Source organism: Desulfovibrio sp. JC022 (assembly GCF_010470665.1).
Classification (GTDB): Bacteria; Desulfobacterota; Desulfovibrionia; order Desulfovibrionales; family Desulfovibrionaceae; genus Maridesulfovibrio.
In genome coordinates this window covers 216659-242180 of record NZ_VOPZ01000001.1, presented here as the reverse complement: position 1 = coordinate 242180, position 25522 = coordinate 216659, and the positions used below count along the sequence as shown (strand labels likewise).

The 25522-nt window shown below is 48.5% G+C and carries 19 protein-coding genes, 2 tRNA genes and 1 riboswitch; of the genes, 17 read left to right on the top strand and 4 right to left on the bottom strand.

Translation table 11 applies throughout. The features are described from left to right. Positions 1-6: 6 nt before the first annotated feature. The 8 genes from FMS18_RS00990 to FMS18_RS00960 all read left to right on the top strand — a co-directional run bounded on the left by FMS18_RS00990 (position 7) and on the right by FMS18_RS00960 (position 7342). A complete protein-coding gene (locus FMS18_RS00990) occupies positions 7-711 on the top strand; it encodes a molybdopterin-guanine dinucleotide biosynthesis protein MobB (protein WP_163291872.1) in 705 nt (234 codons plus the stop codon). Between the two features lie 34 nt (positions 712-745). After that, the gene (gene glp, locus FMS18_RS00985; RefSeq protein WP_163291871.1) at positions 746-1990 is read left to right on the top strand and encodes a gephyrin-like molybdotransferase Glp; all 1245 of its coding nucleotides are present in this window, start codon (positions 746-748) and stop codon (positions 1988-1990) included. Between the two features lie 127 nt (positions 1991-2117). Further along, positions 2118-4049, top strand: a complete 1932-nt coding sequence (locus FMS18_RS00980; protein WP_163291870.1) for a molybdopterin biosynthesis protein — start codon at positions 2118-2120, stop codon at positions 4047-4049. Positions 4050-4075: 26 nt separating this feature from the next. Beyond that, entirely contained in the window at positions 4076-4558 is a 483-nt protein-coding gene (locus tag FMS18_RS00975) for a hypothetical protein (RefSeq protein WP_163291869.1), read from the top strand. 29 nt (positions 4559-4587) lie between these two features. Next, positions 4588-4788 (top strand): 2-hydroxymuconate tautomerase, encoded by a 201-nt coding sequence (locus tag FMS18_RS00970; RefSeq protein ID WP_163291868.1) that lies wholly within the window; start codon positions 4588-4590, stop codon positions 4786-4788. Between the two features lie 88 nt (positions 4789-4876). Then, on the top strand, positions 4877-5986 hold the full coding sequence (locus tag FMS18_RS00965; RefSeq protein ID WP_163291867.1) for an amidohydrolase family protein: 1110 nt from the start codon (positions 4877-4879) through the stop codon (positions 5984-5986). A gap of 325 nt (positions 5987-6311) precedes the next feature. Further along, entirely contained in the window at positions 6312-6590 is a 279-nt protein-coding gene (locus FMS18_RS20610; protein ID WP_239060909.1) for a methyltransferase domain-containing protein, read from the top strand. Between the two features lie 53 nt (positions 6591-6643). Then, positions 6644-7342, top strand: a complete 699-nt coding sequence (locus FMS18_RS00960; RefSeq protein WP_239060908.1) for a hypothetical protein — start codon at positions 6644-6646, stop codon at positions 7340-7342. 99 nt (positions 7343-7441) lie between these two features. Here the strand turns inward: FMS18_RS00960 and FMS18_RS00955 are convergent, their stop codons facing one another. Both FMS18_RS00955 and FMS18_RS00950 read right to left on the bottom strand, forming a co-directional pair. Beyond that, on the bottom strand, positions 7442-7906 hold the full coding sequence (locus FMS18_RS00955; RefSeq protein WP_163291866.1) for an iron-sulfur cluster-binding protein: 465 nt from the start codon (positions 7904-7906) through the stop codon (positions 7442-7444). After that, positions 7899-8885, bottom strand: a complete 987-nt coding sequence (locus FMS18_RS00950) for a 4Fe-4S dicluster domain-containing protein (protein WP_163291865.1) — start codon at positions 8883-8885, stop codon at positions 7899-7901. The genes FMS18_RS00955 and FMS18_RS00950 overlap by 8 nt, the downstream gene beginning before the upstream one ends. A gap of 256 nt (positions 8886-9141) precedes the next feature. On the opposite strand from FMS18_RS00950, the gene FMS18_RS00945 reads away from it, so the two are divergent. From FMS18_RS00945 to FMS18_RS00910, 8 genes are all read left to right on the top strand, one after another. Continuing rightward, positions 9142-10515: a sigma-54-dependent Fis family transcriptional regulator gene (locus FMS18_RS00945; RefSeq protein ID WP_163291864.1), complete on the top strand. Its 1374-nt coding sequence runs from the start codon at positions 9142-9144 to the stop codon at positions 10513-10515. A gap of 415 nt (positions 10516-10930) precedes the next feature. After that, positions 10931-12220 (top strand): citrate synthase, encoded by a 1290-nt coding sequence (locus tag FMS18_RS00940; protein WP_163291863.1) that lies wholly within the window; start codon positions 10931-10933, stop codon positions 12218-12220. Between the two features lie 212 nt (positions 12221-12432). Beyond that, a tRNA-Leu gene (locus tag FMS18_RS00935) sits at positions 12433-12519 on the top strand. Positions 12520-12671: 152 nt separating this feature from the next. Further along, a riboswitch (cobalamin riboswitch) is annotated at positions 12672-12806 on the top strand. A gap of 288 nt (positions 12807-13094) precedes the next feature. Next, positions 13095-15779 (top strand): ribonucleoside-diphosphate reductase, encoded by a 2685-nt coding sequence (locus FMS18_RS00930; protein ID WP_163291862.1) that lies wholly within the window; start codon positions 13095-13097, stop codon positions 15777-15779. 190 nt (positions 15780-15969) lie between these two features. Further along, positions 15970-16917, top strand: a complete 948-nt coding sequence (locus FMS18_RS00925; RefSeq protein WP_163291861.1) for an alpha/beta hydrolase — start codon at positions 15970-15972, stop codon at positions 16915-16917. A 146-nt stretch (positions 16918-17063) separates the two neighbouring features. After that, positions 17064-17777 carry a hypothetical protein gene (locus FMS18_RS00920; RefSeq protein ID WP_163291860.1) on the top strand — a complete coding sequence of 238 codons (714 nt, stop codon included), beginning with the start codon at positions 17064-17066 and terminating at the stop codon, positions 17775-17777. 14 nt (positions 17778-17791) lie between these two features. Then, positions 17792-19405: a hypothetical protein gene (locus FMS18_RS00915; RefSeq protein WP_203544477.1), complete on the top strand. Its 1614-nt coding sequence runs from the start codon at positions 17792-17794 to the stop codon at positions 19403-19405. Between the two features lie 584 nt (positions 19406-19989). After that, positions 19990-21561 (top strand): DEAD/DEAH box helicase, encoded by a 1572-nt coding sequence (locus FMS18_RS00910; protein WP_163291859.1) that lies wholly within the window; start codon positions 19990-19992, stop codon positions 21559-21561. A gap of 56 nt (positions 21562-21617) precedes the next feature. On the opposite strand, the gene FMS18_RS00905 is transcribed toward FMS18_RS00910, so the two are convergent. Together FMS18_RS00905 and FMS18_RS00900 are read right to left on the bottom strand one after the other, a co-directional pair. Then, a complete protein-coding gene (locus tag FMS18_RS00905; RefSeq protein ID WP_163291858.1) occupies positions 21618-24083 on the bottom strand; it encodes a cytochrome ubiquinol oxidase subunit I in 2466 nt (821 codons plus the stop codon). 2 nt (positions 24084-24085) lie between these two features. Next, the gene (locus FMS18_RS00900; RefSeq protein WP_163291857.1) at positions 24086-25126 is read right to left on the bottom strand and encodes a hypothetical protein; all 1041 of its coding nucleotides are present in this window, start codon (positions 25124-25126) and stop codon (positions 24086-24088) included. A 234-nt stretch (positions 25127-25360) separates the two neighbouring features. Between FMS18_RS00900 and FMS18_RS00895 the strand changes: the two genes are divergently transcribed. Continuing rightward, a tRNA-Leu gene (locus tag FMS18_RS00895) sits at positions 25361-25447 on the top strand. Positions 25448-25522: the final 75 nt, after the last annotated feature.

Below are 25522 nucleotides of genomic sequence, written 5' to 3'. Positions count from 1 at the left end.
ATTCACATGAAAGCTATTGCCATTGTTGGAAAAAAGAAAACAGGTAAGACCACTATGGGCCTTGCTCTGGTCAAAAAGCTCACTGAAAAAGGCTACAAAGTCGGAGTGCTCAAGCATTCCCACCATGGCTTTGACGGGGCCGAAGGCGTGGACACCGAAGAGTACAAAAAAATAGCATCCTGTGTGGCGGCATACTCTCCCAGCGAATCCTTTGTTTCCTGGAAGCAGGAACGCACAGTACAGGACCTTGTCCCGCTCATGGATGCAGATGTCATAGTCATGGAAGGCGGCAACAAAATCGGCTGGCTGCCTCGGGTGATCATGGTTCGCGAAGACAACGACGACAAAGAATTTTACCCCGAACTGGCCCTGAAACAAATTCCGGCCTGTTCACCGGACACCCCGCCCTCTGATGAACTTCTGGAAGAGCTGGCTGATCTGGTCATGGATAAAGGATTTATCCTGCCGGGTCTCAACTGCGGGGCCTGCGGACGCGAATTCTGTATGGATTTTGTGGCTGACATCGTAGCTGGCAAAGCCCGTGTTTCCGGATGTCAGGCCATGAAAACCCAGATGGAAGTTACCTGCAACGGGGCCGAACTGGGTTTCAACCCCTTTGTGGCCGACATGCTTTCAGCCGGGATCACCGCCATGCTCAAGCAGCTTAAAGGCTACGTTCCCGGAGATATTGAGATTAAGATTAAGAATTAAAGAAGGCCCCCGGCAGGGCCGTCGGAGACATCCATTGAATAATCATGAATTTTTTGAAATTATCAGCAGGGTTGAATTTGAAGCCCTGCTGAATTCTTTTGCAGCGGTGGAAACTGAAAAGGTTTCCATTTCTGATGCCTGCGGGCTGGTGCTTGGTGAGGATATCGTTTCACCGGAAGACCTGCCCCCGGCTAACCGTTCCTGTATGGACGGCTACGCGGTCAATGCCCGTGACGCCTTCGGCGCAACTGAGGGCAACCCGACCTATCTGGAATGCTCCGCTACTCTCAAAGTAGATGAAAATCCTGACTTTGAACTCCTGCCCGGCGAATGTGCGGCCATCCCCACCGGAGGAACCCTGCCGGACGGAGCCGATGCCGTGGTTATGGTTGAGCACACACAGGAACTTGGCTCCGGGACCATTGAGATCCGCAAATCTTCTGCTCCCGGCGAGCACACCATGCTCAAGGGTGAGGATGTTGCCAAGAATGACACTGTTTTTAAAGCCGGACATAAGGTCCGCTTTCAAGATGTAGGACTGCTGGCCGCGCTGGGCATAAAGAAAGTCGCCATCCATCGCAAACCGCGTGTGGGCATTATCTCCACCGGGGATGAACTGGTTGAAATCGACTCTCCGCAAAAAGTCGGAACTATCCGTGATGTGAACTCCCACACCCTGCGCTGCCTTGTAAACGATGCGGGCGCAAGGGCTGTTAATTACGGCATTGTACGCGATGAACTGGACAAACTGGAATCAACACTTGCACAGGCTATTGCCGAGAACGATCTAGTACTCCTATCAGGCGGCAGTTCGGTAGGCATGCGCGATCTGACCGTGCAGGCCATTGAATCAATGGACGATTCCGAGATCCTCGCCCACGGGGTGGCAATCAGCCCCGGAAAGCCGACCATCCTCGGGCGCGCCGGAAGCAAGCCAGTGCTGGGACTCCCCGGTCAGGTAACCTCGGTGCAGGTGGTCATGCTTTCGCTGGTTGTACCTTTTATCCGCCAACTCATGGGCCAGAAGGATGCATTCTCAGACACAGAACGAACCCTCGTTCAGGCTGAACTGGGCCGCAACACTGTATCCAAACCGGGCCGCGAAGATTACGTGCGCATGAAACTGACCAGCCGTGAAGGCCAATTGCCACTAGCCAAACCCATTTACGGTAAATCCGGCCTGCTCAAGACCATGATTCAGGCTGACGGGTTGATGATCATCCCCGCCGACACCGAAGGTTTTTACGCCGGAAACACGGTAAGTATCTGGAAGATTTAATATAAAAAGACATACTTGCATTAAACAACTGCCAACTAATAGGGATTCCAAAGGGGCTTAGTCCCTTTGGTCCCCCTGAAAGGGCCCTCGGAGAGCCGCCGGAGGCCATTCAATAAGGAAAGAAGTCGTGAGTGACCGCAATATCTACCTGAAAACCATCCCCGTTCCCGAAGCCGTAAAAACAGCCATGGCTGCCCTTGACCGCGAAACTCTGGTCCAGACCGAAACCATCCCGGTCCATGAAGCACTTGGGCGGGTGACCGCCGAAGCTGTTATCGCACGCTGCTCATCCCCCACTTATCATTCCGCAGCCATGGACGGTTATGCCGTAAAAAGCGACACAACTTTCACCGCTCGTGAAGGCCAGCCGCTGCTGCTGAAAAAAGACGAAGGCTGCATTGCAGTCAATACCGGAAATCCCCTGCCGGACGGAATGGATGCCATCATCATGATTGAACATGTGGTGGATGAAGGCGACAACATTTACATCGAAGCTCCGGCCTTCCCGTGGCAGCATGTGCGCCGCATCGGTGAAGATATTGTTGCCACTGAAATGCTGCTTCCGCGCAAACATACCATTTCTGCTTTCGACATGGGTGCGCTGCTCTCCGCCGGGATTTACGAACTCAAAGTTTACGAAAAAATCCGCATGACCTTCATTCCCACCGGGGACGAGGTTTTACCCTTTGCGGACCGTCCCACCCCCAGACCGGGTGAGGTTATCGAGTCCAACTCTCAGGTTTTCAAATCCTTAGCCGCCGGACTGGATGTGGAATTCACTTATACTGATCCGGTTAAAGACCGCGAGGAAAAACTCACTGCCGCAGTCGAAGAAGCACTTAAGACATCGCACATAGTGGTGGTCGGCGCCGGGTCCTCGGCTGGCAGTAAGGATTTCACACGCATTGTTTTTGAAAAACTGGGACAGCTGCTGGTCCACGGTATCGCGGTCATGCCCGGCAAACCCACAGTGCTGGGTACGGCTCAAAACAAGCTGCTGGTGGGCGCACCGGGTTATCCGGTCAGCGCGGTGGTCTGCTTTGAAGATGTGCTGACCCCGATAATTTCATGGCTGGCCGGAAAACATGAATCGCAACGAGACAAAGTGCAGGTCCGCCTTGCCCGGCGCACCCCATCCAAACCCGGACAGGAAGAAATTGTCCGCCTAGCAGTAGGCCAAGTTGGCGGTGAATACATCGGTGTGCCCCTTTCACGCGGGGCTGGCATGATCACGACCCTGACCAAAGCGCAAGGATTCACCCGTGTGCCAGCGGAAAGTGAAGGAGTGGAACTGAACACCAGCGTGGACGTGGAACTTTTCTCCAGCCGAGCAGAGCTGGACAAGGTCCTCATGCATGTGGGCAGCCATGACAACACCATCGATATGCTGGCCGATATGCTCATGGGCGGTGACAATCCGCTGCGCCTCGTTTCGACCCATGCCGGGTCCATGGGCGGCCTGACTGCACTTAAAAACGACATGGCCCTATTTGCCGGGGCGCACCTCTTTGACCCGGAAACCAATGATTTCAACTTCCCATTCATTGAAAGATACCTGCCCGGAATGGAAGTGACGGTAATCAACCTAGCTATCCGCCATCAAGGGTTCATCGTTCCCAAGGGAAATCCGAAAGAGATTGAGGGAATTGAATCTTTGGGTGGTCTGAGAGTAAACTTCATCAACCGCCAGCGCGGAGCCGGGACCAGAATACTTTTTGACTACCACATGAAAAAAGCAGGACTGAAACCAACGGATATCCTAGGTTATGACCGCGAAGAATTCACTCACATGGCAGTGGCCGCCAACGTGCTCACCGGGGCCGCGGATTGCGGTCTGGGCATCTTTGCTGCTGCCAAGGCACTGGACCTCGATTTTATACCGTTGGCCCACGAAAGATACGATCTGGTCATCCCCCAGAAACACATGGATGACAGCAGGATAAAAACCCTGCTAGAACTCATAAAATCTGATAAAGTCAAAACCGCAATTAACAAACTTGGCGGCTATGAAACTGACCTCAGCGGACAGGAAATGAAGCCGGGAGTCGGGTTGGGATAAAATATTAGAATCTTGCCGGAGGGGTTATGAATAAGGACAAAGAACACATCATCAGGCAGAAATGCCGCGAAAATGTGATTGGTTTTGCTCCATTCCGCTACCGCTTCGGCAAGGGCAGCTTCATTCGTGAAGGTCTGCTCAATATCGGAAAATTTGAGGACGGCGAGGGCAGTCACTTAGTGCTGACCTTCATCTTTGATTCCGACAGTATCGAAACAGATAACAACATCCTCGACCGTATGGGACGTCTGGATTTCAGTCCCATGACAAGAAAGGGATTACTCACCGCATTACGCAATTCAGCTGAATTCGAGCAGAACGAAAATTTCGCCATGCACGAGTTCAGCTTCTATTTTGATGAAATGCCAGCCGACATCCCCAAGCTGATAAAAAATGGTTTCATCCCTTTCTTTCTGGACCACCTGTACATGCGTATCGGAGAAGTGGAGTGGATGGAAAAGGATGCAGGCAGGGGATGGCTTTGCCGGTTAAAAGATAGTTTTCGATAAATATTAACTTTATTAAAATTGAGAAAGAAATGCCCATAATAAAAGTTGAAATGTTTGAAGGTCGAACTATTGAGCAGAAAAGAGAACTTGTTGAAGTCTTCTCAAAAGAAATGGCCAGAATCACCGGATGCAGTGTGGAATCAATCTATGTTGTTCTCGATGAGGTGAAAAAGGAAAACTGGGGAGCAGGCGGGGAGCTTTGTTCGGATAAGTACCCGGATAAGAGCTAGCAAAAAACGCCCCGTCTTCAGAGATTGGGCGTTTTTTATTTTCTTCATGTATATACGAATTTAAGATTCCAAACAGGAGGCAAATTATATGGATCGTAGAAAATTCCTCAAACTGACTTCCGCCGGGGCTGTAGCTGTTTCCGCACAGGGAATCTTTACCTTAAGCGGCTGCACTAAACAGAAGAAACCAAAAGTTTCCCAAAAAGCCGGATGGTTTATGTCCGGGCCTCCCAAATACACAGTGGCAGATGCCCATTTCCATTATGTGGACTTCCTGCAACAAACCAAAGGAACCGCTGAATTAATTAAGGCTATGAACGTTAACGGCGTGGAACACATAATGTTTTCCGGTATGCCGCTGGTCAAGAAATGGGATAAAGATGAACCTGTAGCCCCGAAGTATTACATGGAAGACAATTCCCGAGCCTATTGGTATTCAGCCACGGATTTCCTTGTAGCCCGCGCTGTTCTGAAATTACCTGAAAATGAACGCTACCGCTTCCACCCTTACATCTGCGCCTTCAACCCCACGGATAAATACGCAGTAGACCACATCAAGCGCATGATTGATGAGTACGGAGACCTCTGGGAAGGAATCGGTGAAATTTTCGGTCATCGCGATGACCTTACGAACCTGACTTACGGCGAGACAGCACGGGCCAACCATGTCGCCTTAGACCCTGTTTACGATCTGGCTGCGGAAAAAGACCTGCCCGTATCACTGCACAACAACTGCACCTCAAGGGTCAAACTGGACAACCCACTTTATATTTATGAAGTGGAAGATGCACTGGCTAAACATCCTGACACCCGCATCGTCTGGGCTCATGCCGGGCTGAGTCGTTACCTGAACGTTGACCCCGTAAAATATACCGACCTGCTCGGGGAAATGATGGTCCGCTACGATAACCTCTGGATAGATATTTCATGGCTCGTCTATGAGGAGAATATCACCTCCGGTAAGCCACAATATGATGTGAAAGATTGTTGGTTGAAACTGATCAAAGCCTTTCCGGATCGGTTCATGATCGGCTCTGACGCCGTGGGTAAATACGAGAACTACGGTTTCAATATCAGAAAATACTACACCCTGCTTGATGAACTGCCTGAACAGGACGCCCGAAAAGTTGGGAAAGAAAACTTCATCTCGGTACTCCCGAAACGGGTGCGCGATAAAATTGCTGCGAGGCCTGCGTAGGTTATTTCTTTCAGGCCCATAAAACGAGACAGTCTGTTAGACAACTCTTATAGGGCCGCGCAGATGCGCGGCCCGTTTCTTTTTCATTCAACTCAATTTATCATCAGGGAACTTCTTCTCAGCCGGATAACATTGCCGCGATGTGTGCGGTTATATTATACCACCGCACGCCTTAAAAGCATACTTACGCGCTCTACCTATACAATTAACACTAGATAGCTACATATTTTTGTGATAATCACGCCATCATTATCTTTCTTAATATAAATATACTTTTGATATCAATATCTCTACCTGATGTTTAAGAATTATTTTTGGAGAAAAAATGACGGGTTATCAGACATTTCCCTACCAACCGGGAGCTTCAGATTCACTCAGCAAGCTTGCACAATTAAAAATCCCTCCTCTTACAGCTAGAACATTTCTTGATGTAGGCTGCAATGAAGGTTTCTTTTGCGGTTACGCTTTGTTTGACGGAGCAAGGAAAGTTCTCGGTATTGATATTAATGAGCAGGCTATCAACAGCGCGAAGAGAAACTTTCCCGGTTGTGATTTTTCAGTACAAAGCTGGAATGACCTCTCACTAGAAAAAAATGGGATGTAATACTTTGCTCCTCTGCACTGCATTATGCAGACGATCAAGAAAATTTAATACATATGCTTGCAGAACTACTTTCTTCTAAAGGAACGCTTGTACTAGAAATAGGGATTGCTTCGGGTGACGATTCTGAGTGGGTAAAGGTAAAACGAAGCATTGATACACGACTCTTCCCGACCCAAAGAACAATCAATAGAATTCTATCACGCTATGCCTACAAATATTTAGGTGAAAGTACACCGCAAATAGGCGACCCAATTCCTCGTCATGTCTATCATATCAAGAAAAAAAAGCCGTATGCATTTATGCTTATGCAGAATCCGGGAGCGGGCAAAACCACTATTCGCAATGCCTTGTTCCATGAACACAAAATTATTTCAGGCGACAGGCTTATCTTGGATATTGGCACTGAAAAACAACCCTGCGACCCGGAATTTCAGAAATTCATAGCGCAAGGTTTAAATCCATCTAAGATAGATGTGACAGTCCGAGCACTCTTTTCCAGCCAATGGTGGCAAGATTATCTGGATACAATACTCAGCATCTCCAATGCTGATAGTTTTGTATATGATGGCTATGTACCACCCGCTTATCATGAACTTATTTCCGACTACCTTAAATCCAACGGTTACTTTCCGGTAAATCTTTGCTGGGACAACCCTGACGCTTTAAGCGATCTGGGAGTCAGAACCAAGGCAGAAGCAAGAAAATATGCTCTGTATCTCGCAGCCATGCGAAACAAGATGCGCAACAGATAACTAAATTTAAATCATTGTTTAATCAAAATAGACCCCGGCAGGACACACAATCCTGCCGGGGTTCTTCATATTTATTCTTCAACCGGAAACTTTCCTCTTTTACAATCGCATCCCCACTCCCTTTTCCAGATAAGGCTTGCGCCCCCGAAAAAAAGCATACATGGCAGCCACGCCCAACAGCATTGCAAATCCCAGATGGGTCCAGTCGATAAGCATGACCGTAAAAGGATCAAAGGTTACCGAATGCAGATTTTTGATCACCCGCAAAGCTCCGGTGCCGATCACTGCCCCATAAAGAACAACACGCAGCAGACCGGAAGAAGATAGCCTGAAATACTTCTTCCCGGCCAGAATGAACATAATCAGCAGGTACAGAGCCATGAACATGAGCACGGCCCCGAAAATGTAATGAATCTTATTGGTCAGGTAGAAATCCGCCAGCCAGCCCAGCCCCGGGATATCCGCGATGTAATAACGCTTGAAAATGGGCATCTGGGCCGCTCCGGTCAGGGCCATTATGAAAATAGTCCACTTGAAAAGACGCGCAAACAGGGGGCTAGTCATTGTCCTTTCCTCCTGCTGCGGATGCAAGGAACTTTCCGGCCTTGATGACTCCGGCTGCGATCCCGGCAAAAGGAGCGATGCCGACTGCATAAGCCAGCTTTTCTTCATCGGCCATAGAATCCTCCACCGGAGAAAGTCCGGGCTTACCGGGTCCCTTTTCCACTGCTTTGTTGAGCAATTCGAAAGGAACCGGGGAAAGATAGACAGTGTTGGTTCCACCGTTTTCTTCCTCACCGTAGATGAACCAATTGTTCTTTTCCGCCAATTCATGAGCCTTCTTGAGAATCTCACTGCGCGGACCAATAGTCTGCACATTCTCCGGGCAGGCTTCGATGCAGGCCGGGAGCTTACCTTCGTCAATGCGGTTGTAACAGCGATCACATTTGTACATGACTCCATTCCCGGCCAAATTGGGCATGAGCCGCAGATACAGCCCCACCCCGGTCTGACGCTGGGGAATATGCCACGGGCAGACCGTACGGCACTTGGCCCCGCCAAGACAGACATCATCATTAATGCGCACAATACCGTTTTTCTGTTTTCCGGCCGCACCCCACGGGCAGAGGTTGGCGCAAGGAGCATTGCGGCAATGCAGGCAACGGCGTGGGATATTAACTTCGTGGGTCTCGCCCTGATATTCCACCTCCGTACTCTGGATGTAAAGCCAGTTGTAGGGAGTGAGGCGGTCATCTACTTCCTGCCGGTCCGACCAGTCTTCGACCTTGACCCGTGAAGTGGGATACATTTCAGGGTAAGGCTTCTTGGGCTTGGGAAACTTGGGTTCGTTTACTTCGCGGCAGGCTGAGACGCACTCGCCGCATGCGATGCACTTGGAAAGATCCAGCAGGGTACAAAGTTCTTCATCACTCTTGCCTGCTGCCGCTGCAACCTCACGGGCAGGCAGGAGCATGGCACCGCTTGCCACACCCAGCCCCTTTAAAAAATTCCTTCGGGAAATTCCATTCTTCTTGTCTGTCATATTAATTCCTTTATGAACTGCCATATTTTCAGCTTCATCATGAAACAGGTTGCCTAAGGCAAAGCAGAATCCGTACCTATTTTTACTATCCTTTTATTAATTACCACATTTACTGAATCCATGGCTAATCTCCCATTGAATTCTGCTCTGTTTTTCCCTCTACAGACAGTCTCTACTTGAACATATGTCTAAACACATGTACAAATTTAAACATAAACCGGAAAAATTGAACACTTTTTAGACACTGAGCAAATTCATGACCGAACAGGACATTAATCTTTATCTGCGGGAAGTAATCGATACGATGAATGACGGACTGATCATCGTCCGCCCAAACGGAACAATTATGATGGTCAATGATGCTCTGCTTCGCATGACCGGATTTTCCAAAGATGATTTGCTCAACAAGCCATGCTCTGTACTGGGCTGCGATGCATGTCGCATTGTACGAGAACAGGCCGACGGACATTGGTGCGGATTGTTTGAAAAGAAAAAAGAAAGCCGCAAGAACTGTCACATCATCAGTAAAAGCGGAAATTACCTGCATGTGCTGAAAAACGCTTCCCTGCTAAAGGACGAAGAAGGCAACATCCTTGGCGCAGTAGAGACTGTCACTGATATCAGTGAGTTGGACCGCAAGGAACTCAAGATCCGCGAACTTTCCCGGAAGCTGCAACATGAAGAAAACGGATTTTGTGGATTTGTGGGTAATTCCCCGGCCATGCAGAAGGTCTATACCCTGCTGCGCAAAGCCGCCCGCTCAGATGCACCGGTCATCATTTACGGAGAATCCGGAACGGGTAAAGAACTGGCTGCACAGGCCATTCATAAAATGAGTCTGCGCAATGATAAGCCGTTTGTGCAGCTCAATTGCGCCGCGCTCAATGAATCCCTGCTGGAAAGTGAACTTTTCGGGCACATAAAGGGGGCCTTCACAGGGGCCTACCGCCATCGACAGGGCCGCTTCGAAGAAGCTGCGGGCGGTTCCATTTTTCTTGATGAAATCGGCGATGTGCCGTTGCCCATTCAGGTTAAACTTCTGCGGGTACTGGAAACCCGTTCCTTTGAACGGGTGGGTGAGAATATCAACCTGTCCATGGATGCAAGACTGATTACCGCCACCAATCAGGACCTGCGCCAACTGGTGCAAGACAAACAATTTCGCGAAGATTTCTTCTTCCGCATCAATGTAATTCCGGTTCACCTGCCGCCTTTGCGAGAACGCAAGGAAGATCTGCCTCTACTTGTTGATCACTTTATCCACCTGAACGATCATATCCATGAAGGAGAAGGCCCGGCCCCGGAAACCATGCGTAAAATGATGAGCTATGAATGGCCCGGAAACGTGCGGGAGCTAAAAAGCGCACTGGAATACGCCGCAGTGGTTAAAGACAACGGCCCGATCATGCCCGAACACCTGCCACCTCAGATAATGGAATCCGGCAATATAACTCCCTGCCCGGAGCCAATACTTCCTACTATAGAGCCGGATGAAAAACAGGCTCTCATTAATGCTCTCAAACAGGCCGGAGGCAATAAAAGTAAAGCGGCAAAAGTCCTCGGGGTCAGCCGGGGAACCATTCATAACCGCATGCGCAAATATTCGGTTCAGTATCGGTTGGATGAGTAACCACATATCAGAAAAACCGCATCATTACTGAACATTATACGGACAGCACGTCCTTTATAGAAAGATTATACAGCCGCCACCACTGGACTTTTCAGCTGTTTTTGAGTAAATACTTTCTCAACATCGGGAAAAAGCATCCGCTGTTTCCCCACAAGTCGCCGTAAAACCATTTACACTGGAGCAGCAGGTTCTAAAGCCCTGCCCAGTCCGAAAGAAATCACATTTCTGCCCGCTAAATATCCGGAACTCCGCAAGGCATCAGACCTTGCACCCGGACCGCAAGACCCGGCATCAAGCAGGTCTGCGCAAAACTGGAAAGCCAGTGCGCATGCTTTGCCTTTGAGTGCTGTGGTTTATTGCCCGAAAACAGAGACATGATACAGCGCGCACAGACAATTAACCGGAGGTTAAGAACATGAGTGATAAAGACATCGCGATCTTGAAGTATGACGGCAAAGAATACGAACTGCCTGTAATCCATGGAACAGAAGGCGAAACAGGCGTAGACATCACTAAACTCCGAGCGCAGAGCGGCCTCATCACCTACGATCCCGGCTACGGCAATACCGGCTCCTGCACCAGCAACATCACCTTTGTGGATGGCGAAAAAGGAATCCTGCGCTATCGCGGTTATCCCATTGAAGATCTTGCCAAACACGGTAAGTTTATTGAAACAGCATGGCTGCTCATCTTCGGTGAACTGCCCCTTAAGGAAGACCTGACCCGCTTCTCCGCCCTGCTCACCGCCGAGGAACTTATTCACGAGGACCTGCGTCACCACTTCGAAGGTTTCCCTGCCCACCGCAACCAGCCGATGGCAATCCTTTCCGCGGTAATCAACGCGCTGGGAAGCCATAACCCGGACCTTTACGACATCAACGACAAGTCCGAATTTTTCCTTGCTGTGGGCAAAATCATCTCCAAAGTGCGCACCATTGCGGCATTTTCCTACCGCAAATCCATAGGGCGTCCCTTTGTATACCCGGACCCGGAGCTGAGCTACTGCCACAACTTCCTGCATATGATGTTCTCAATCCCCTACAAACAGTATGATCCGCCCATTGAAGCTGTAAAAGCACTCTCGCTCATCTTCCAGCTCCACGCGGACCACGAGCAGAACTGCTCCACCTCCACTGTAAGGATGGTCGGCTCCACTCAGGCGAACATTTTCGCCTCCGTGTCATCCGGCATCTGCGCTCTCTGGGGCCGGTTGCATGGCGGAGCTAATGCCGCAGTCATCGACATGCTCGAAACCATCCAGAACGGCGACTATACCATCGATGAGTACATTGAGAAGGTCAAAAAGAAAGAGTGCCGACTCATGGGCTTCGGGCACCGCATTTACAAAAGCTTTGACCCGCGCGCAAAAATTCTCAAAAAAGCCACCCACGACCTCTTGCAGCACGGCTTCAGTGATGAACTGCTGGATATCGCCATGAAGCTGGAAGAACGCGCTCTTTCCGATGAATACTTTACCGAGCGAAAACTCTACCCCAACGTGGACTTCTATTCCGGCATCATTCTGCGCGCACTGGGAATCCCGGTAACCATGTTCCCGGTAATGTTCGCCATCGGGCGCATGCCCGGTTGGATTGCCCACTGGTACGAAGATTACACCAACCCGGCAGCAAGAATTAATCGCCCGCGCCAGATTTACACTGGCGAAACTCCCAGAAATTACGTACCTATAGATTTCAGGAAGTAAATCTAGTCAGTATCGGTCCTGGGCTTATCCGGCCCCGGAGCGATGGATATACCTACCCGGATATGCCCGTAATCCCGCCCCGTACAAGGGATGAGATTACGGGCAATACTTTTTTGAGCAGTTCGAAATTTTAATTATTTTCAAAAAAATCAAAATTAATTAAAAAAAAGCTTGCAATTTACACACGATATTTATAAACAATTCTTCGCCGTGCCGAAGTGGTGGAATTGGTAGACACGCTAGGTTCAGGGTCTAGTGGAGGTTTCTCCGTGGAAGTTCGAGTCTTCTCTTCGGCACCATATTTCAGAAAAAGCCGCAACAAATGTTGCGGCTTTTTTGTGTTCTTGGCCCTGACAACAAGTCAGCCCTACTGCCCATTGGGCTAAGGATCTTTCTGCTGAAAAACAGCTAAAAATTATTGACCGCAGATGAAGTTTTGTTAAACTTTTGCTCGTTGTTTTTCACTTCAGGATTTTTTGAAAATAAGGGAACCCGTTTAAAATGCGGGGCGGTTCTGCCGCTGTGATTCCTGTCCTTTTAAGGAACAGGAAAAGCCAGCACCCCGGCCTGAAGCTATCTGCTGTATGCAGAAAATTACCACCTCCCGGACGCTCCTTTTCAGGCATGCTCTCCGGCTTCAAAAAACAGGTTATGCCTTCTGGGCCTCCTGCACCACAAATCAAAATTCTATCCCCACTATGGGATTATTGTTGCCGGCAAATGTTTTTCGTTTATGAATTTTCATTCGCCTCAAGACTATGGTTTGCTTTGTAAATTTCACAGCATCCAAGAATACTCATGCGCCCTTGCTTTTAAAAGCAGCTAATTTTGACCTCAGGGCCCAAAAAAAGCCCTTTATAGGATATTCATCATAATGACCGAACAATCTGTAATCACCCGCGAATCAGCGAAAATGGCTCTTGAAGAACACACCCGTTTTCAGGAAACCGTCAGTTCCAAGAAATACCAGATACGCGACCGCAAAGGACGTCTTCAGGAACACTCATTTACTGACGTTAAAAACAGACTCTGCCGTGAATTTTTAAAACATTCCCGTTTCGAAAATCAGGAAAATGAACAGGTTTGCGAAATGCTCCAATCCGGGCGTTTCATTCCTGCCGGTTCCATACTTTCCGGCCTTGGCAATGAACATGCGAAATGTTCGCTGAGCAACTGCTATCTGGCCAAGATTGAATCTGATTCCCTTGAAGGAATTTTCGAAGCCCAGAAAAAACTGGCCCGCACATATTCCTATAGAGGCGGCAGCGGCATCGACATCACCATCCTGCGCCCTTCCGGTGATCCGGTAAACAACGCTGCGGTGACTTCTTCCGGGGCTGTAAGTTTCATGCCCCTTTTCAGTGAGCTGACCAATACCATCGGGCAGAACGGCAGACGCGGCGCGCTGATGATCTCTCTGGACATCCGCCACCCGGAAACCCGCCGTTTCATCTGGTGCAAGAGCAAGCCTGAAGAAATTTTCGGAGTTGATTCCCTGACAGGTAAAATTCAGGACGTTTTCGGTGCCAACATCAGCCTTAAAGTTACCGATGACTTCATGCGGGCTGTTGAAGAAGATAAGGACTGGACTTTTATTTTCCCCGACAGATTTAAAATCAGCGGTAAGATTTGCGATGAATCCACCCTGCAACTGCTGCCGGAAGTATACAAGGCCCTTGATCCGCAGGTCGGGGACCGTCTTGAGGCTGAAATTATCTACAAAGTCATCGGCACAGACCCCAAAAAGCAGCTGGTCAAAGTACAACCGGATCTTCCGGTCAACGATGAGAACACTCGCCTTGCCGACGAAACCCTGACCTTTTCCCTTTCCAGAAAACGCAACGAAACATCGGACATATTCGATCCGGTAAAATCCGTTTACAACGAACTCTGGGACGGTGATTACAGCCGCTGGCAGGAACTGAAACTTCCGCTTAAAGAATACGACACCGTCAAAGCTCGCGACCTGCTTGAAGAAGTCAGTGAATCCGCATGGAAATCCGGTGATCCGGGAATCCTTTATCAGGACACCACCCAGCGCAACACCCCCGGCACATACATAGATCCCCTGCGTCTCAAGCCCATGTCCACCAATCCCTGCGGCGAGCAGGCACTCGGCTACTGGAGCAACTGTTTGCTCGGAGCCATGGTTTTGTACCGGTACGTGGTTAACCCGTACACCAAGGAAGCACGTTTCGACACCGATCTTTTCCATGACGACCTGACCCGGACAATGTCTTTCATGGACACCATGTCTGATCTCAACCAGAACAAGCACCCGCTTCAGAAGCACCGCGATGCTGATAAATACGGTAAACGCATCGGCATAGAATTCACAGGACTGGGCGATATGCTCGCCATGCTGGGCATGCGTTACGGAAGCGACGAATCCATTGATTTCATCAAAGAAATCATGCGCGACAAAGCCATCACTGAGATATCTGTCAGTGCGGATATTGCCGAGCGATTCGGTGAAGTTGAAGCCTTGAAAGATAAGGAAGCGCGCAGCCGCTTTCTGGAATGCCCATACATCAGCAACCTTGATCTGCCCAAGAAGCTGCGCAAGAAAATACTCAAAACCGGCCTGCGCCACACAGCCTTTAACACTGTCGGCCCTTCCGGTTCCATTTCCATCATGTCCGACAACTGCACTTCAGGAATCGAACCGGCATTCCTGTTCAGCTACGCCCGTGAAACAAGACTTGAAGCCGGAAAGGTTTTTGAGTTTATTCACATGCCCCCGCTGAAATGGATGCTTGAAACCAATCAGGAACACCTGTTCGGAAAATACACCGCCCAGCAGCTCAAAGAAAAACTGAATTACGTGCAGGCCGATGAACTGGACTACATGGACCGCATCCGCATGCAGTCCGCAATCCAGCAGTACACCGACAGTTCCATTTCTTCGACCATCAACCTCTCCGAGGAGACCCCCAAGGAAACCATCTTCGAGATCTACCTTGAATCTTGGAAACAGGGACTCAAGGGAGTAACGGTCTTCCGCAACGGTTGCAAAAAAGGTGTATTGAGTAAAAAAGAAGAAACCAAAGAAGCCGATCCGACCATGCTGGGCCAGAATCCAACCCTGATCGAAAGGGAACTCGGCGACATAGAAAGGGCCGAACGGCACCGGGTTATGTGGAAAGGTTCCAAGATGTACATCATCGTATCTCTGGATGATTCCGGCAACCCCATTGAAATATTCGTCAAACTTCCCAAGGAAGCCGGGATGACCGGAGACGGGTTCTACAATGAACAGGTTTTTCAGGAAAAATACTCTCTCTGGGAAACCATCACCCGCTTAACCAGCATGCTGCTGCGCGTGGGAATGCCCATTGACCGCATCCTCACCCAGCTGGACCGCTCCAGCTACAACATCATTGACGCGGCTGCGATCATCTCGCGCATCCTGCGCCAATACATCTCCCTGGATATGGATGATCAGACCATCGTCTCCAAAGGGCTTGGAGACCGCTGTCCCGAATGCAGCCAAAAAGCATACGTCCCCGAAGGCGGTTGCAAAATTTGCAAGGCTTGCGGGTATACTACCTGCGGGTAAATATTGGGACCGGGATTTCCGGCAGGATTGAAAAATGGAAAAGCCGCGACGGGAGTTGCGGCTTTTTTTGTATCCACAGAGGAATTACATTTAATACGGACAAAACAACTAGACATAAAATCAAAACCCTGTTTACAAAAAACCACCCATCATCTATATTCTTATCCAAATAATCTTTAAGGGGGATAGGATGACTGATTTAAGCAACATTTATTTCATTACCAACAGGGTATTAAGCGGATCAGATGAAAACAAAAAATTTAAAAAGAGTAACCTCTGCTCCCCGGACCTGTCCTTCTGCAAGACCGGTCCAGACCGCAGCATTGAGTTGCTCAAGAGCGGAGCCATGTTCAAAGAACTTAAAGACGAGCATGGTTACGATGAATTCCTCATCTACATTCACGGCTTCAACAACCAGCCATGGGAGGATATTTTTCCAAACACAGCCCGCATGCAGAAACAACTCAATGAAGCGGGATGCAGCAAAGTAAAAGTGCTGCCTCTGGTCTGGCCCTGCGATAATGATTTCGGAGTATTAAAAGATTACTGGGATGATCAGGAGTCCGCGGAATTCAGCGGAAAATTCTTTGCCCGTGCCATAGGCAAACTCATGGAATGGCAGATGGTTAACCGGGAAGATCCGTGCCGCAAACGAATACACATAATGGCCCACTCCATGGGCGGACGTGTTATGCTGAAATCACTTCCCTTTTTTGCGAAAAACATAGCAAGGGCCGATGTGCCTTTCCTGTTCACCAACACCTTCCTCATGGCCTCCGACATCCCCAATGAATGCCTCGGCAAGGGCGAAGAAGGCCACTACATTTGCAGCGCGTCCCGAAACATCGTTTGCTATTACGCCAACGACGATATTGCCATGCCCGCCAGCAAAGCTGCCAACGTAAAAAATTTGGTATTCAGCAGGCGCATGGGCCACACCGGACCGGAAGAATGGGATGAAGTATTGAAGAAAAAGGTAATCGCCGCCAATTGCGACAGCTTCAACAACAAGCTGGACCTCAAAGGACACACCTACTTCATGGACAGTGACGAAATGCAGAGTCCTGCTTTTCAGCACATGATATCGCTGATCAAGAATCCCGGATCATTTAAGGCTAATCAGCAATTGATTTTGTAGGGTTTGGGGAATTGGAGGAAATTGGAAAGCCGCGATGGGAGTCGCGGCTTATTTTTGTAACTCAAAAAAACAACTATTCATTGCATAACAATAGAACTAGATGTATACATTACCCCGAACACAAACTTCAACATAGCATAACCATTATGGATATCGAAGAATATTTAAATAAAGTTAACTCCAATCTGCAAATCAATTTTCATAAATCAATTGAAAAAACAGACTATTTCAGCAGAGTTCACCATATCGCTTCTATGATAAACGAGTTTTCGACTCATCTTTCAGATCAAGACGAAAGGGAAATGTTGAACATGGTATCCTCTCAACTTGAACATTCATCAATCAACCTAGCTTTTGGAATGTACCGTCAAGCTTTTGCTGCACTCCGGCTCAGCTTTGAGCTAGCCCTTGGGACTGTATATTTTTCTGTTAATAAACTAGAACATGCTGAATGGAAAAATGGGACTAAAAGCGGTGATATTGTCTGGTCAAAACTAATTGACCCAGACAACGGCGTGCTTTCTTCTAGAATGGCTACAGCTTTTTTTAAAAAACTTTCACCAAAGATGAAAGACTACAGATTCAAAGCCAAAGAAGTTTATCGACAGTTATCAGAGTATGTTCATGGCAACAGTGAAACATGGACTGCAGAAAACTTTACAATAAACTACGAAAAATCATCTTTCGAAAAATATTTTATACTGCTTGAAGAAGTATCAGAAGTAATTCTATTCGCTCTTTGTTGTAGATACTTAAAGTCATTACCAGAACACGAACTGGATACTATAGACTTCATTCATAGTGAACTATCATTTGTCGGTCCAATTCGCGAAGAATTTGGTGGCCCAAAAGATATTTAAAGCGGAGATTAATAATGTCTGAATACCATTTAAGAACTGAAAGCATAAAACCTGCTGAATTATTGGAACTTTCCGTAATAAACTCTAATGACAAAAAAATAATGTCAGCACTAAAATCTCTTGAACCATGCATAATTGAAGGTTCGCGTGGAACAGGAAAATCATTCCTTATGAGAATGGCTGAACTAGAGCTTGAACAATCTGAAACCAAACTAATTACTGTTTTTGTAACGTTCAATATCAGCTCACTAGTTGATACAAACGACCCCCTACAATTTTATCATTGGATGTTAGCAAAGACACTCAAACTACTGCTTAACAAACTAAGAAAAAAAGGTCTTACTGTATCTGATTATGCAGCAAGTCTCTTGAGTAATGACAATACAGATTCTCAAGAAACAGTTGAAGAAACTCTTAGACAAATAGTAAAAAAATATGAAATTTCATATAAAGAAAAAGCAAAAATAGACATCAGTTCTTTACCAGACATAGAGGACGTGAAAGATGCAATTGAAACCCTATGTGAAATCCATTCCTTAGAACGAGTATATTTCTTTTTCGACGAAGCAGCCCATGTCTTTAGACCAGAACAACAACGCCAGTTCTTCAACTTTTACAAAGACCTAAGATCACCATATATAACATGTAATGCTGCAATTTATCCTGGGGTCACATACTTTGGTGACTCTTTTGAACCAACCCATGATTGCACCCTCATGAAGCTCGAAAGAAACATGAAGGACTCCGATTACTTAAGCTATTTTTATGAAATTGTTGACAAACAAGCAGACACCAAGACGAAGGAAGCAATTAACGGAAATATAGAACTATTCAATACCCTTGCATTATCGTGTGGGGGAACTCCTCGTATGCTTCTGAAAACACTGCAAGATATTGACAAATATAACAAGTCAAACATCGACAAGGTGTTAAAGACATTTTACAGAGCGCAAGTATGGGCTGAGCATTCTGAGCTTGGTGATAAGTTCAAAGGACACAAACCCTTAATTGACTGGGGCCGTGATTTTTTAGAAAATAATGTAATCCCAGCAATTGAAAGCTATAACGGCCATAACCAAGATGACGACAAAAGCAAATCTACGATTAATTTTTGGATACAAAAAGATGCTCCTGAAGCTGTAAAAGAATCTTTAAGGCTTCTTTCGTACACTGGAATAATACGAAAAATAGATTCAACCATACGCGCCACGCGAGGCAAGTTAGGGGCTAGATATGAAGTCAAATATGGATGTATTCTCTCACTAGACAAACACCCGGCTTCAGCTTCAAAAGACTTTTTTAATTCTCTCCAAATGAAAAATTGCCCAGAATTTGGCAATAATCATAGCTCATACGATGGCATCAAAGACCTTCAATCTGTTATTCAAGATGACAAACAATACCAAAACTCTCTAAAAGAAATACTCAAAAAATCTATTCATGTGCTTCCACTTTTGACAGATTGGCAAAAATCAAAACTCAAGGAAGCAAACATCCTAACAATAGGTCAACTATTGGAAGCAGAAGAAAAATATCTTATAGATAACATTTATTACATTGGGCCGTATAAAGCTCGATATATGAAAAATGCAGCTGACGCAGAATTGCTTGAATACTTATCTGGGTAAAGAAAACCCTTGACCCAACACCCATTCGGTGCTTAAGGCTTCTCGCGTCCGTCCATATCCGGTTGTTTTGGGTCCAGAGAGACCCGAGTTTTTAATTGCAAGGGCAGTGTACCTGTTTCGTACATCGTCCTTATGTGACGATTCCCCTGAAACCTAATTAGAAGATTGGGACCAGTGATGCAGGCAATTCGCCTTGCTGTTTCAGGAGAAAGTACGATCTGCCCTTGATGAGTTTTACCCCTCCTTAAGTAGATCGAGATAACCGGACGGTCCCTCCAAAAATACCGGACATTTATTACGGTAGCTACAAACCTCCCCTGCATATAAGGGGCAGGTATTGCTTTGTTTTTCACCCTTTTTCCGCCTGACCGGAATATCCCGAACAGACCGCGAATTTCGCGCTCTGCTTTGCATTGCTGTACTTTTGCCAGCGATCACGAATATACGAAAAGATTTTATAAATCCGGAATAGCTGAAATGGGAATCAAACACGCGCCCAGCTGAGAACTGGGACGCGCTGCTCTGTTTTTTTGCCCTTTTTAATACAACTTTTATATTTACCGCATTTAGAGAGATAAAATATCATGGAAAAATTTAGAAATTTAGGCCTTTCCGACGCCACTATCGAAGCCCTTGAAAAGAAAGGTTTTACCGCTCCCACTCCCATTCAGGAAAAGACCATCCCCATGCTCCTTTCCGGCGAGAAAGACATTGTGGGTCAGGCCCAGACCGGAACAGGTAAGACTGCTGCTTTCGGCCTGCCTATCATTGAAAATATCCGCGAAGGTGCCGGACACGTTCAGGCTATTATCCTGACCCCGACCCGCGAGCTTGCACTTCAGGTTGCGGACGAAATCATGTCTTTCCGTGGCAAGCGCAAAATTTTCGTTGCCACAGTCTACGGCGGACAGCCCATGCTTCCGCAGCTCAAAGCACTCAAACGCGGCGCGGACATCGTTGTCGGTACCCCCGGTCGTGTACTGGATCACATCCGCCGCAAGACCCTCAACCTTTCCCAGATCAACAACTTCGTACTCGATGAAGCTGACGAAATGTGCAACATGGGCTTCCTCGAAGAAGTTTCCGAGATCATGGAAAATGCCGGCGAAGACCGCCGCACCCTGCTCTTCTCCGCTACCATGCCTCCTGAAGTCATGCGTATCGCCAAGAAATTCATGGGTGATTACGATGTCATCGCAGTTAAACGCGAAAAAGACGAAGCACAGCTCACCGAACTCCTTTTTCACGAAGTTAATGAGCGTGACCGCTTTGAAGCTCTCTGCCGCGTTGTTGATGCACAGAACGAATTTTACGGACTGGTTTTCTGCCGCACCCGCGCAGATGCCGACCGTGTAGCTGGTGCCCTTGGCGAACGCGGTTACCCTGCCGAACCTATCCATGGTGATCTTTCACAGGCCCGCCGCGAAGATATTCTCATGCGTTTCCGTAAACGCCGCTGTAAAATCCTCGTGGCTACTGATGTTGCTGCCCGTGGTATCGACGTGCCGGACCTCTCCCACGTTGTGAACTTCGCCCTTCCGCAGGACCCGCAGAGCTTTGTTCACCGTGTAGGCCGTACCGGTCGTGCTGGTAAAAAAGGCGTGGCAGTAACCCTGATTTCACCCCGCGAATTCGGCAAGCTGCGTTACATCACCAAAGTAACCAAGCTCCGCGTAGACAAAAAGCCCCTGCCGACTATCGATCAGGTTATTGATGTCAAGAAATCCCGCATGGGCGCTGAACTGAGCGAAATCGTTGATGCAGGAAAACATCTTTCCTACCTCGACCTTGCTCACGAACTTCTCGAAGGCGTTGACCCTGTTGAAGCCGTTGCCGCACTGCTCAAGCATTCTCAGGGTGGCGTTCTCGACAAACGCAGCTACCGTAAAATTGAAGAATGCGGCGGTCCCAACTCAAACGGACCCCGTGGTCGCGTACGCTTCACCGCAGGTGTAGGCCGCTCCCACGGCATGACCCCGCGCAAACTGGTAGACATGATCTGCCGCCGCGCACGCATCAATCCCGTACGCATCCAGCACGTGAAGATTCAGGGCCGTCAGTCCACCTTCACCGTGCCCGCAGGCGACTCCGATAACGTAATGCGCGCCGTAAACAGGGCTTCCCAGAACGAAAGACCTTTGCTCAGAAAAGGTTAATTCAAGATAATTTAAAAGCCCGGTTCGAACCTTGTTCGAACCGGGCTTTTTTTGTTCTACTCTTCCAACCCCATGCCGGGATGGTGAGCCGGGTCGCTCATTTCATCTTCATGGCAGACCGTGCAGGTCCCGGCCGCCCCTATGGGCTGTGCTTCTCCCATGTATTGCAGCGGGCGCAGATTGTCGCGCTCATCAGCTGCCGGGAAGACGGCATGAGCCGCATTGTGGCAGGCCGCGCACATAACCGCATCCATCTCGTCCTTGCGATTACGGAACAAACCTTCCTTATCTTCGGTCCATTCATTGAAGGCTGAATCGGAATCAGGATCAGCAAACTCAACATGGCAGGTCAGACAATCGGGCTGCTGCTGCCACGGCTGACGTGCGTTGATTTCATCCAGATCGTAATCAACCGGGACAATCAACTTCATAAGCTGCTTAGCCGCAGGCTTCTGCTCCTCGCCTTTAAGCAAGGCAAGGGAATGGTTCTCCATGCTACCGTGACAATTCACGCACTCCATTCCGGCATCAACATGCACCCCGCGCAGACTTTCCTGCGGATGGCACATCATGCAGGCATCGTTTTCCCTGCCAGCTAGATAAACCGCATGGAAACCGTGCAGGGCCGTGGACAGGTTGAGTTGCATCTCGCCATCATGACAGCCCATGCAATCTATGATCTCGCTATCCTTGAGCCGTTGTTTGAAGTTTGTCTTGTTCTCCCGATCATGCACACCTGCTATATCCGCTGCGGTCTGAGCTGAAAATCCGCCCTGCTCCGATATATCCCAGCCGCCACCGTGGCAGTTATTGCAACCCGGACGGGTGGAAACAGGAAGCACAATGGTCGTGGAGGCAAGAACATTGCCTTCAGCATCAAGAGCCTGCACTTCCACCGGAGGCAGGGGCTGGTAGGCGTCCTTGGCGTAAGGCAGAATATCAATAGGCGCAGACTGGAAATAACCGTCTTCCACGCTCAATTCAAAGCTCTGATCCATCCCCTGCGGAATGCAGACAATCTTTACATCGTCAGTGATAATTTCCGGAGAATCACCGCGCAGGATGAGCTGCGCACGGACAATGCTGCCCTTGTCCGTAATGGACATGGTCCGCTCTTTATCAATAATTAAGCGCAGCCCTTCCAACGGCCAAGCCATAAGCACATATTCCTGATCAGCCTCAAAAGGCGCGGGGGTCAGCTCTGCTTCTTCGGGTTCCGGCAAGGCGGGATTATAGCCCGGCCCCACGGAATGTATATATTCAGCAAGAACCTTACGCTCTTCAGCTATGCCCAAAAATTCCGGCATATACTTACTAACTTTGCCCATGCCGGAGATGAAGGCATCCAATCCGGCAACAGTATATTTTGAGGTACGGGGCACAATGTCATTCATGGGACCGTTAACGGCGTGGCAGGGAGCACACTGCATCTGGTAGAGCCATTCCCCGGCTCTGAGTCGATTCTCACCGTTGATCTCACGCAGATCCTGCGGAACCCATTTTGCGTTTTGCAGGATGGATTTTCCTTTCAATTTTTTTGCCTGCTCCACGGTAATATTGGTGGAATAAACCTCGCCCCAGACCACGTAAGGTTTGCGGCCTGCCTCACGCATGAATTCAAACGATCCGTAGAAAAGCAGGGCCACAACCAGCATAATCATAGCCGAACTGAAACTGACCTTGCGCGGGGCGCAAATAGCCATAAACAATCCGCCAAAGAGAATCACCGGGGCGGTGTATTTAAAAACTTGCATGAAGAAAGCCACCCGGTGCGACTTATGGACCACCAGCATGGCCTGCTCCGCAGGTATATTAGCGAGATACCAATACCCGGAGAAAATGGTCAGAACCAGCCCGGTCAGGGTCCATGTTCCGCAGAAGCGGACCAGCATACAGCGCAGACTCTGATCCTTGATCCGCGCCGCAGTAACAAAGCCGAACAGCCCGGCCAGCATGCCGCAAAGAGCGGTACGGAAAAACAGCGCAGGCCAGAAAGTGGGATTGAAAATGGCATCCCAGAAATCACGAGTTTCAGGCCAGATTCCGGGGGTGAGCATGAAAGAGATCACCCCGTTGATGGTGAACAGGGATAGAAAAGCGAAAAGAAAATAAAACCAGCCGATGATCAGGTGGTCGCGGCGGTTCATCTTCTCCCAATAGTAATAGTAGATAAGCAGGGCAATGATCTCGCCAACGAACCAAACCCATTCTGTAGCCCATGCGAACAAAAATTCGCGGACCAGCACAAGGGTCCCCTGCGGACTGAGCAAAGCCATGGTAAACCAGAGGGCCACCCCGGTCCCGCCGCCGAAAACCATGGTCAGCAGCAGAAAAAATTTGGAATGTTTTTTTACATAATCAAGCAGCTCATTGGAACCGGTCTTGTAAGCCAGTTTCTCGGTCACCACCAGAAACAGCCCGCCGCCAACGGCAAACTGGGCCACAAAAACGTGTATGGTCGCAATGAAAGCAATCCAGAAACCGCCACCGAAAGTCGTCAGATGCCAAATGGGATATTCCATCATTAACTCCTTTCAGCCTTGAGCATGAGTTTCAGCATGTAGACGATGCAGACCCCACCCGCGATAAACGAAACCACAAAAAGAATAAACGGGTCCCATTGACCGGAGACAGGGGCGGTATTGAGAGTGAAGTACGGCTCCAGATACTTCTGACGCACAAGATGGCGCATGACCGCCATGACCGGAACAATAAAAACAGTTGCCGCAGTGGCGAAGTATACATTCTTAGTAAATCCGGCATGGAGCATGGCAAAGGTGGCAACCAGCCCCACACAGAATAGCGCGGTAGCCAGCATGTCCCCACCCATAAATATGAGCATGACTTCCTTGGGCAGAGCCAGCAGAAACCAGAACCCCATACCCACATTGATCACTGTCGAACGGGAGAACCATTTCATACCTGTGCTAACAAAATCATGATACCCCTTGCGTTTACCCACAAGAGCCACAAAAAGACCGCCCACAGCCAGTGCGGAAATGGCAAAATGCATGAACCGCGGATAAAGAACCGGATCACTCAGATTGAGATTGAACCCGTGTGGATCGGAAAAATATTCGGGCCAGACATCCGGGCGCAGCATCAGGGTCATCTTATTGGAAAGCATGAAGCCGATGTAGACAATCATACTCAGCACAGCCAGCATGGTCAGCCTGCGTCCTGAAACGCCTAACTTTTCATATCGATAATTATGGAAATACAGACCGTAGTAACCGCTGATCAGGGCCGCGATAACCGCCAGCCAGAATACAGCCATAAGAATGGAAGAGACATAGCTGAACTGCCCGTACACCGCCTGCAAAAACAAAAGCGGCGGCACCCCGGCATTAATAGCCAAGGCCAGCAGGGTCGGCAGTTTACCGGAGATATTTCGCGAAACATCTGTTCCCCCGGAAAGGGAATGAACAAAAACTATAGCTGCTCCCCCGAAGACTGCATTCATGAGCAACAGGTGAACGGAAAAGGTGATAATTGAAAGAGTAACCGGCCAGATAGGATGAACTGAAATACCAATGGCGGCCGGAACCAATGCGGACGGGTCCATGCGCTTTCCCCCTTATTAAATTTCGAGCTCGGCTTTATATATCAGGAGAAAACAGGCTTCACAATTAGAAACCCCTTACTATTTGACTGACACTTCTTTCCCCTGAAGCATTTAATGGTACACTGAAAAAGACTCCAGACGGCTTTTTTCTACTTATTTAGAACTTATTTACTATTTAACAAAAAAAGTCCTTGCCAAAGCGAGCCGAAGTCAATAGACACTCTCTTACCGAGTGCCGAAGTGGTGGAATTGGTAGACACGCTAGGTTCAGGGTCTAGTGGAGGTTTCTCCGTGGAAGTTCGAGTCTTCTCTTCGGCACCACTCGTAAATGACGAAAGCCGCAACGCAAGTTGCGGCTTTTTTCGTTTTTACAACTTTGCTCCCTTCAAGCTTGCG

Bases quoted from the DNA above. Each gene is read 5' to 3' on its own strand.
- FMS18_RS00960 (WP_239060908.1), top strand. From the start codon at position 6,644: ATGCTTGCAGAACTACTTTCTTCTAAAGGAACGCTTGTACTAGAAATA.
- FMS18_RS00900 (WP_163291857.1), bottom strand. From the start codon at position 25,126: ATGGACCCGTCCGCATTGGTTCCGGCCGCCATTGGTATTTCAGTTCAT.
- FMS18_RS00950 (WP_163291865.1), bottom strand. From the start codon at position 8,885: ATGACAGACAAGAAGAATGGAATTTCCCGAAGGAATTTTTTAAAGGGG.
- FMS18_RS00930 (WP_163291862.1), top strand. From the start codon at position 13,095: ATGACCGAACAATCTGTAATCACCCGCGAATCAGCGAAAATGGCTCTT.
- FMS18_RS00990 (WP_163291872.1), top strand. From the start codon at position 7: ATGAAAGCTATTGCCATTGTTGGAAAAAAGAAAACAGGTAAGACCACT.
- FMS18_RS00915 (WP_203544477.1), top strand. From the start codon at position 17,792: ATGTCTGAATACCATTTAAGAACTGAAAGCATAAAACCTGCTGAATTA.
- FMS18_RS20610 (WP_239060909.1), top strand. From the start codon at position 6,312: ATGACGGGTTATCAGACATTTCCCTACCAACCGGGAGCTTCAGATTCA.
- FMS18_RS00970 (WP_163291868.1), top strand. From the start codon at position 4,588: ATGCCCATAATAAAAGTTGAAATGTTTGAAGGTCGAACTATTGAGCAG.
- FMS18_RS00975 (WP_163291869.1), top strand. From the start codon at position 4,076: ATGAATAAGGACAAAGAACACATCATCAGGCAGAAATGCCGCGAAAAT.
- FMS18_RS00910 (WP_163291859.1), top strand. From the start codon at position 19,990: ATGGAAAAATTTAGAAATTTAGGCCTTTCCGACGCCACTATCGAAGCC.
- FMS18_RS00945 (WP_163291864.1), top strand. From the start codon at position 9,142: ATGACCGAACAGGACATTAATCTTTATCTGCGGGAAGTAATCGATACG.
- FMS18_RS00940 (WP_163291863.1), top strand. From the start codon at position 10,931: ATGAGTGATAAAGACATCGCGATCTTGAAGTATGACGGCAAAGAATAC.
- FMS18_RS00905 (WP_163291858.1), bottom strand. From the start codon at position 24,083: ATGGAATATCCCATTTGGCATCTGACGACTTTCGGTGGCGGTTTCTGG.
- FMS18_RS00965 (WP_163291867.1), top strand. From the start codon at position 4,877: ATGGATCGTAGAAAATTCCTCAAACTGACTTCCGCCGGGGCTGTAGCT.
- FMS18_RS00955 (WP_163291866.1), bottom strand. From the start codon at position 7,906: ATGACTAGCCCCCTGTTTGCGCGTCTTTTCAAGTGGACTATTTTCATA.
- FMS18_RS00920 (WP_163291860.1), top strand. From the start codon at position 17,064: ATGGATATCGAAGAATATTTAAATAAAGTTAACTCCAATCTGCAAATC.
- FMS18_RS00925 (WP_163291861.1), top strand. From the start codon at position 15,970: ATGACTGATTTAAGCAACATTTATTTCATTACCAACAGGGTATTAAGC.